Raw genomic sequence first — 7914 nt, forward strand, 5'->3', positions numbered from 1 at the left:
GTCGTGGGCGCGTATGCGGGTGTGGGCCGACGGGCCAACGGGCCAACGGGCCAACGGGCCAACGGGCCAACGATGCACACGCGCGTGGCGCGGCCTGCGTTCCCCGCTCGGGGCGGACCCGGGCCTCTGAGGTGCCCGCAGCGCAACGCCGCTGATGCGGCCCCGGGAGATGGAGCCGTTCCGGTGCGAAGTGCTCTCCAAGACGTCGGCCACATCCCCGACGCGGCGCCCGTGGCACATGAGCACCACCCCGCCGGTCCGGCAGCCCCTCAGCCCCCGGGCGTCTGCGCCCTGCTCACGTCGTAGACACCCGCCACGTTCCGCATCGCCCGCATCAGCGCGGGCAACAGCGCCGCGTCCGGGAGCTGGACCGTGTACGTGTGGCGTACGCGCTGCTGGCTCGGGGGCTCGACCGTGGCGGAGACGATCTCGGCGCCCTCGCCGGCCATGGCCTCGGTGAGGTCGGCCAGGAGGTGCGGGCGGCCGAACGATTCCGCGAACAGCGTGACCCGGCACTCGGCCGTGTCGCCCCAGCGCACACCGACCTCTCTGCGCCCTGTGTCCTTCATACGGGCCACCCCGGCGCACTCGACGCGGTGCACGGTGACCACGCCCCCGCGCACGGCGAAGCCCGTGATCTCGTCGGGCGGCACGGGCGTGCAGCAGCCGGCCAGCCGTACGGTCGCGCCCGGCTGGTCGACCAGCGCGACGGCGGCGCCGGAGCGTTCGGCGGTCCGGTCGTCCGGGGTCCGTGGCTCGGCGATGGTCCGACCCGCGCTGTCGGGCGTGTCGGCGGTCGGCGGCTGCACGACGGACTCCCGGACGGGGATCGCGCGCGCCGCCGTCGCCGGAGCGGGCGCATCAGCGCTCTCGTCGGCCGCCCCAGCGGCCGTCCCGCTCCCCTCCTCCACCTCTCCCGGCGCCTCGGGCGAGGGATGGGTCGCGATCCACCGCTGGATGGCGATCCGGGCGGCGGGCGTGTGCGCGTGCTCCAGCCACTCCTTGGACGGCTCGGCGGCCGGGTCCTGGCCCATGAGGAGCTGGACGGTGTCGCCGTCCTTCAGGACGGTGCTCAGGGTCGCCAGACGCCCATTGACACGAGCCCCCAGGCACGCGTGCGCGTCCTCGCCGTACTGCGCGTACGCGGCGTCCACACAGGTCGCGCCCTCGGGCAGGCCCAGGGTGCCGCCGTCGGGCCGGAAGACGGTGATCTCGCGGTCCTGGGCGAGGTCCTCGCGCAGGGTGGACCAGAAGGTGTCGGCGTCGGGCGCGGCCGCCTGCCAGTCGAGGAGCCGGGAGAGCCAGCCGGGCCGGGTGGGGTCCACCCGTTCACCGTCGGCCGAGCTGGGCTCCTCGGAAGGGCCCACGTACGGATTGCCGAGCGCCACCACACCGGCCTCGGCGACCTTGTGCATCTGGTAGGTGCGGATGAGGACCTCGACGACCTGGCCGTCGCCACGGGCCACGGCGGTGTGCAGCGACTGGTACAGGTTGAACTTCGGTACGGCGATGAAGTCCTTGAACTCCGAGACGACCGGCGTCATACAAGTGTGCAGTTCGCCGAGGACGCCGTAGCAGTCCGCGTCCTCACCGACCAGGACAAGCAGCCGGCCGAAGTCGGCGCCGCGCAGCCGGCCGCGCTTGCGAGCCGTCCGGTGCACGGAGACGAAGTGCCGTGGCCGGATGACGACTTCGGCCTGGATGCCGGCCTCGCGCAGCACCCCTCGCACCTCTTCGGCGATCTCGGCGAGCGGGTCGTCCGCGCGGGAGGCGTTGTCGACGATCAGTTCGCGTGTGTGCTCGTACTCCTCGGGGTGGAGGATCGCGAAGACCAGGTCCTCCAGCTCGGTCTTGAGGGCCTGGACTCCGAGGCGTTCGGCGAGCGGGATGAGGACGTCGCGGGTGACCTTGGCGATGCGGGCCTGTTTCTCGGGGCGCATCACGCCGAGGGTGCGCATGTTGTGCAGCCGGTCGGCGAGTTTGATCGACATCACGCGGACGTCGTTGCCGGTGGCGACGAGCATCTTGCGGAAGGTCTCCGGCTCGGCGGCGGCGCCGTAGTCGACCTTCTCCAGCTTGGTCACGCCGTCGACGAGGAAGCGGACCTCCTCGCCGAACTCCTCCCCGACCTGATCGAGCGTCACCTCGGTGTCCTCGACGGTGTCGTGGAGCAGGGAGGCCGTCAACGTGGTGGTCTCGGCGCCGAGTTCGGCGAGGATCAGGGTCACGGCGAGCGGGTGCGTGATGTACGGCTCACCGCTCTTGCGCATCTGGCCGCGGTGCGAGGACTCGGCCAGGAGCCAGGCGCGGCGCAGGGGCTCCAGGTCGGCGTCGGGGTGGTGGGCGCGGTGGGCCTCGGCGACGTGGCCGATGGCGTCGGGCAGCCGGTCGCGGGCGGCGGGGCCGAGCAGCGCGGCGCGGCCGAGGCGGCGCAGGTCGATCCGCGCCCGCCAGCGGGCGGCCGGGCCTGCTACCGGACCTGGGGTCGCGGGGTTCGTCGCCTCCGCACTCATGGGCACCTCCGGCTGCGTGGACCGGCGGACGGGGTGCCCCATGGCGGACACGGCTCAGGGGATGGCATCTGTCCCCCGTCCGGGCCGGTGCTTGATGCTACCGAGCCCATCACGCCCGACTGACCGCCTCTCGGCGAGCGTGAAACGGATCACCCATTCGAGCGAAGGTTTGTAGGTTTACGATTTCGCGCCACCTGACCAGCGACCGGCTGCGGTTCTGAATCGCACAGGGGGTCGGAGGCTGCGGTTCCACGCCTCCGGGACTCTGAACGTTGCGATTCATATGGTCAACGCACAGCGTTTTCAAGCCAGTCGGCGTCGATCTCGCCCTCGGCGACGATCACCGCGGGGCCGGTCATCTCGATCTCGCCGTCGGCTCGTTCGGTGATCACCAGGGTGCCGCCGGGCACGTCGACGGTGTACGTGGCCGGGCTGCCGGTGGCCGCCGGGTCGGCGCCGTCCCTGCGGGCGGTGGCCACGGCGACGGCGCAGGCGCCGGTGCCGCAGGACCGGGTCTCGCCCGAGCCGCGCTCGTGCACGCGCATGGCGACGTGGCGGGGGCCGCGGTCGACCACGAACTCGACGTTGACCCCGCTCGGGTAGGCGGTGGCCGGGCTGAAGGGCGGCGGGGAGTTCAGGTCACCGGCGTGCGCGAGGTCGTCCACGAAGGCGACGGCGTGCGGGTTGCCCATGTTCACGTTCCGGGCGGGCCAGCTGCGGTCGCCGACGGTCACCGTGACGTCCCCCTCGGGGAGCCGCGCCTTGCCCATGCCGACGGTGACGTCACCGTCCTTCGCGATGTGCACGGTCTTCACGCCCCCGCGCGTGGCCACCGCGAGGTCGCCCGCGGTGACGTGCCCGGCGTGCTGGAGGTAGCGCGCGAAGACGCGTACGCCGTTGCCGCACATCTCCGCGATCGAGCCGTCACCGTTGCGGTAGTCCATGAACCACTCGGCCTCCCCGGCCATGTGCGCGGCCTCGGGGTGCTCGGCGGACCGTACGACGTGGAGCAGGCCGTCACCGCCGATGCCGGCCCGACGGTCGCACAGGGCGGCGACAGCGGCGGGGGACAGATCGAGAACGTTCTCGGGATCCGGGACGATCACGAAGTCGTTCTCGGTGCCGTGACCCTTGAGGAAGGCGATCGGGGTGCGCATTCTCCGATCGTAAGCGAACCGAGCTTTTCAGCGGCGGGCCGGAGGCCGGCCGTGGGCCGGGGGACGAGCACGGACCCGGGGAACGGACCTCGGACCAGGGGGACAGCCCGCGCACGGACGCTGCAGCGGACCGGCGGAACTTGCCCAGGCCGACAAGGGCTGCCCCGGGCCGGCACACGCCGGCCGCCTGACAGCGGGGGCTGGCCTCGCCACGGCAAGGAGCAGCCGCAGGCCAGTAGGGACCGGTCGTGGACCGAAGAGGCTGACGCAGGCCGTGTCAGAGACCGGCCGCAGGCCCACGGGGCCTCACCGCAACCCTGCGTGCGCCCACCAGCCGCGCGACAGCAGGGATCGGCGCAGGCCCGAGGGGGCCGGTCGCGGGCTCAGGAGACCAGCCGTAGGCGCCAGTAGGAACCGGTCATGGACCGAAGAAACTGACTCAGACCCGCGTCAGAGACCAGCCGCAGATCGACGCGGTCTAGCCGCGAACCTGCGCGCACCAGCAGAGGCCAGCCGCAGGCCTGAAGGGGCCGATCTCAGGCAGACCAGGCAGCCGCCTCCCCCGCCCCCGCCCCCGCAGCGCACGCGTCACCGCAGCGCACGCGTCACCGCAGTGCACGCGTCACCGCAGGCGGGCCACGCGCCACACCGCGAGTACGACCACCACGGCCACCAGCAGCGCGTACCCGGTCACGACCCGCCAGTCCGCGCGGGAGCCGGAGCCCCGCTGGGGCAGGCCCGGCCACGTGTAACCAACGCGGCGCGCGGCCATCATGCCCCAGCCCGCCGCGCAGAAGCAGATCAGCAGGCCCAGCATCGCGATCACCGCTCCGCTGTCGCCGAAGTCGAAGGCCAGGGGGAAGGCGAACATCAGGGAGCCGACCGCGGCCAGCGCGACGATGGGGGCGAGCTGCCAGATACGCAGACGCCGCTGCGGGCGCAGTTCGACCTCGACCTCTTCCCCGGCCGCGAACATCTCTTCCGGCTCGGGGCCGTCGTCGGTCACACCGCCCGGCAACTCGTCGGGCCCGTCGGGGCTCAGACGGATCCCGTCCTGCTCCGGTTCACCGCTCTCGACGGTGCGGGGCTCGGTGCCTTGTGCGGTGTCGCGAGGGCCGGCCTCCATCGCCACGCGCCCTCCCAACTCGGACTCATCTCGGTCGATCGAAGCTCGATGATGGCACGGCGCCGGAGGCCGGGATGACGGCCGGAGCGTCCCGATGCCAGGACGTGATCAGGCTGTAACCGGTCGTTCGACCAACGCCAGTGCGAGCTGCGGAAGTTCTGTGAGATGCGCCGCAGCCCCACTCAACCAGTGCACCCGCGGGTCGCGCCTGAACCATGAATCCTGACGGCGCGCGAAGCGTTTGGTGGCACGGACGGTCTCGGACCGCGCGTCCTCCATCGTGCACTCCCCCGAGAGCGCCGAGAGCACCTGCTGGTATCCGAGCGCGCGGGAGGCAGTGCGCCCCTCGCGCAACCCTCGCGCCTCCAACTCCCGCACCTCGTCCACGAGGCCCGCCTCCCACATCCGGTCGACCCGGCGCGCGATGCGCTCGTCGAGTTCGGGCCGGGCGACATCGACCCCGATCTGGACGGTGTCGTAGACGGAGTCGTGGCCGGGGAGGTTGGCGGTGAAGGGTTTGCCGGTGATCTCGATCACCTCGAGAGCCCGGACGATACGGCGGCCGTTGCTGGGCAGGATCGCCTGCGCGGCCCCCGGGTCGGCGGCGGCGAGGCGGGCGTGCAGCGCGCCGGAGCCGCGCAGCACGAGTTCGTCCTCCAGCCGGGCCCTGACCTCGGGGTCGGTGCCGGGGAACTCCAGATTGTCGACGGCCCCGCGGACGTACAGCCCGGAACCACCGACCAGGATCGGCCAGCGACCCTCGGCGAGCAGCGCGTCGATCCGGGCGCGGGCCAGCCGCTGGTACTCGGCCACGGACGCGGTGACGGTCACGTCCCAGATGTCCAGGAGGTGGTGCGGGACACCCTCGCGTTCCGCGGGCGTCAGCTTGGCGGTGCCGATGTCCATCCCTCGGTAGAGCTGCATGGAGTCGGCGTTGACGACCTCGCCTCCCAGTCGCTGGGCGAGGAAAACGCCCAGATCGGACTTTCCGGCCGCAGTGGGTCCGACGACGGCGATGACGCGGGGGGCGGGGGGTGCGCTGCTCACCGCCCCAGTCTCGCAAACCCCGGGGCACCACCTCGAACGAGTTACGTGACGGCCCAGGTCCGGCGTCGTTGCCAGTTGCGTGGTTTCAGCCGCCCCGTTCCTGGAGGCGGCGATCCGGATGGCGCAAACGGGCGCACCGGATGAGGCGGGTTTCCCCCGCACGAGTAGCGTATGGAGTGGATATGGGCGTTTTCGCACGACTTCTCCGCAGGTCGAAGGCCACGGAGGAGGCGTCAACCGCCGAGACGCAGGCCGACGTCCGAGCGGCCGAGCCCACGGCGGATGAGGCGGCAGCGGCGAAGGAGCAGACGCAGGCCAAGGCCGAGGAGAAGGCCGGGGCCGAAGCCGGTGAGGCCGCCGGAGCCGAGGACGCGGACGCCACGACGGCGACGGAGACCGTCGAGGAGGCCGCCGCCGAAGACGTCGAGATTCCCAAGCAGCAGTCCGCCGAGGACGCGGCCGACCGTGAGGCCGGCGAGGGCGCCCGCACGTAACTGCCCCGCGTGGGAAGGTGAACGATGGGTCTCCTGGACAACTTCAAGGCCAAGCTCAACCCGGCGAAGGACAAGGTCTCCGGCCTCGCGCAACAGCACGGGGACAGGATCCACCACGGCCTCGACAAGGCCGCCAAGGTCGTGGACGAGAAGACCAAGGGCAAGTACAGCGACAGGATCCGGACGGGCACGGGCAAGGCCAAGGACGCCATGGACCGACTCGCGCACCAGGACGGCAGCGAGGGACCGGCCCGCGACACCACGCCACCGGCCTCACCGCCGCCCGCTTCCTGAGAACCGGCACCGAACCGGCGCCACACACCGACGGACGGCCGCGGGGCACACGCCCCCGGCCGTCCGCCGTTTCCGGCACGCTTCCCCGGCTCCGTCCGCCGTTTCCAGCGCGCTTCCCCGACCGTCCGCCGTTCCAGCACACGCCTCCGCTGGCCCACCGAGCCGAAGACTCCCTACCAGCGCCCGAGGCCCCACGACTCCAGGGCCCTACAGCTCAGTTCCTCCACGACCGTCACGACCACGTCGCGACCACGTACCCCACGCCGTACGGCGCGTCCTCGTACAGCAGCGAGCCGCCCAGGCCGGCCCCCTCGGCCGCCCCGGCGAGGACCTGCCAGGGCGCCCGGCCGGAGACCTTCAGTTCGTACGCCAGCTCGGCGTCCAGCGCGCGCAGGGCCGCCACGTCGGCCGCGCCCAGCGCCCTCGCGACCTCCGCGTCGAAAGGAGCCGCCCGCTCGTCCAGATAGCCGGGTGCCTTGAGCGTGCGGCAGGCGCTGGCGTCGCCCATCACCAGCATCGCCACCCGCTCGGCCCGGTCGGCGATGCCCCTCCCGGTCTGGATACACCGCTCGGGCTCCAGCGGTTCCCCCACACCGAGTCCCTCGATCGGGGCATCTGCCCAGCCGGTGCGCTCCAGGAGCCAGGCGGCCACGGCGAGGGAGGCCGGCAGTGGGCGCGGCACGTCCGCACCGCGATCGGCGCCCAGGCGTACGTCGACGTCCACGCCGAAGCCCAGGAACGAACCCCGGGCCCCCTCGGCGTGCGGCCCGCGCCCGCTCTGCTCCGCCGGACCGACGACCACGAGGAGATCGGGCCGGGCGGCCGCGAGCACGCCCAGCGCGTCCGCGCACGCGGCCCGCGCGGCGTCCAGCTCGGGTGCGGCGCCCGCGGCGACCTCGGGCACCAGGAGCGGCGGGCAGGGGCAGACGGCGGCGGCGACGAGCATGGTCGGCAGCCTACTTCCAGGCCCAGGGCCGCTACTTCCAGGCCCAGGGCCAGGACTCCGGATGGGTGCTCCACGCCAGCTCGGCGAGCCGGTACATCACGCGCTGCGTCGTCATCACGCCCTCGATGTGGACGTAGTAGGCGTCCCCGTCACCGATCCGGTAGACCTGCCGGCGCTTCTGCCGCAGGCCGGCACCCGGACGGTGGGTGCAGGCGAGTTCGTACAGCCGGGCCCGGGCCTCGTCCCGGGTCCCCTCGAAGTGCGTCACCTCGTCGACGTCGTTCTGGTTGCCGACGTGACGGTCGACCAACACCACCCAGCGCCCCATGCCCCACCC

Annotated in this window: 8 protein-coding genes; 2 read left to right on the top strand and 6 right to left on the bottom strand. The window is 72.6% G+C overall.

Annotated elements, in window-relative coordinates:
- Positions 1 to 269: 269 nt before the first annotated feature.
- The 4 genes from EHS43_RS31295 to miaA form a co-directional block, all read right to left on the bottom strand.
- Positions 270 to 2513 carry a bifunctional (p)ppGpp synthetase/guanosine-3',5'-bis(diphosphate) 3'-pyrophosphohydrolase gene (locus EHS43_RS31295; protein WP_125194063.1) on the bottom strand — a complete coding sequence of 748 codons (2244 nt, stop codon included), beginning with the start codon at positions 2511 to 2513 and terminating at the stop codon, positions 270 to 272.
- A 287-nt stretch (positions 2514 to 2800) separates the two neighbouring features.
- Complete coding sequence (gene dapF / locus EHS43_RS31300) at positions 2801 to 3670, bottom strand: diaminopimelate epimerase (protein WP_125194064.1); 870 nt, start codon at positions 3668 to 3670, stop codon at positions 2801 to 2803.
- Positions 3671 to 4292: 622 nt separating this feature from the next.
- A complete protein-coding gene (locus EHS43_RS31305; protein ID WP_125194069.1) occupies positions 4293 to 4796 on the bottom strand; it encodes a hypothetical protein in 504 nt (167 codons plus the stop codon).
- A gap of 108 nt (positions 4797 to 4904) precedes the next feature.
- Positions 4905 to 5843 (bottom strand): tRNA (adenosine(37)-N6)-dimethylallyltransferase MiaA, encoded by a 939-nt coding sequence (gene miaA, locus EHS43_RS31310; protein ID WP_125194065.1) that lies wholly within the window; start codon positions 5841 to 5843, stop codon positions 4905 to 4907.
- Positions 5844 to 6025: 182 nt separating this feature from the next.
- Between miaA and EHS43_RS31315 the strand changes: the two genes are divergently transcribed.
- Together EHS43_RS31315 and EHS43_RS31320 are read left to right on the top strand one after the other, a co-directional pair.
- Positions 6026 to 6337, top strand: a complete 312-nt coding sequence (locus EHS43_RS31315) for a hypothetical protein (protein WP_125194066.1) — start codon at positions 6026 to 6028, stop codon at positions 6335 to 6337.
- A 24-nt stretch (positions 6338 to 6361) separates the two neighbouring features.
- Complete coding sequence (locus EHS43_RS31320; RefSeq protein WP_125194067.1) at positions 6362 to 6631, top strand: antitoxin; 270 nt, start codon at positions 6362 to 6364, stop codon at positions 6629 to 6631.
- A gap of 232 nt (positions 6632 to 6863) precedes the next feature.
- On the opposite strand, the gene EHS43_RS31325 is transcribed toward EHS43_RS31320, so the two are convergent.
- Positions 6864 to 7577 carry a class III extradiol dioxygenase subunit B-like domain-containing protein gene (locus EHS43_RS31325; RefSeq protein ID WP_125194068.1) on the bottom strand — a complete coding sequence of 238 codons (714 nt, stop codon included), beginning with the start codon at positions 7575 to 7577 and terminating at the stop codon, positions 6864 to 6866.
- A 31-nt stretch (positions 7578 to 7608) separates the two neighbouring features.
- Positions 7609 to 7914: hypothetical protein (locus tag EHS43_RS31330; RefSeq protein WP_260470799.1), on the bottom strand; the 306-nt coding region annotated here is incomplete at its 5' end.

This window comes from Streptomyces sp. RP5T (genome assembly GCF_003933965.1).
Classification (GTDB): Bacteria; Actinomycetota; Actinomycetes; order Streptomycetales; family Streptomycetaceae; genus Streptomyces.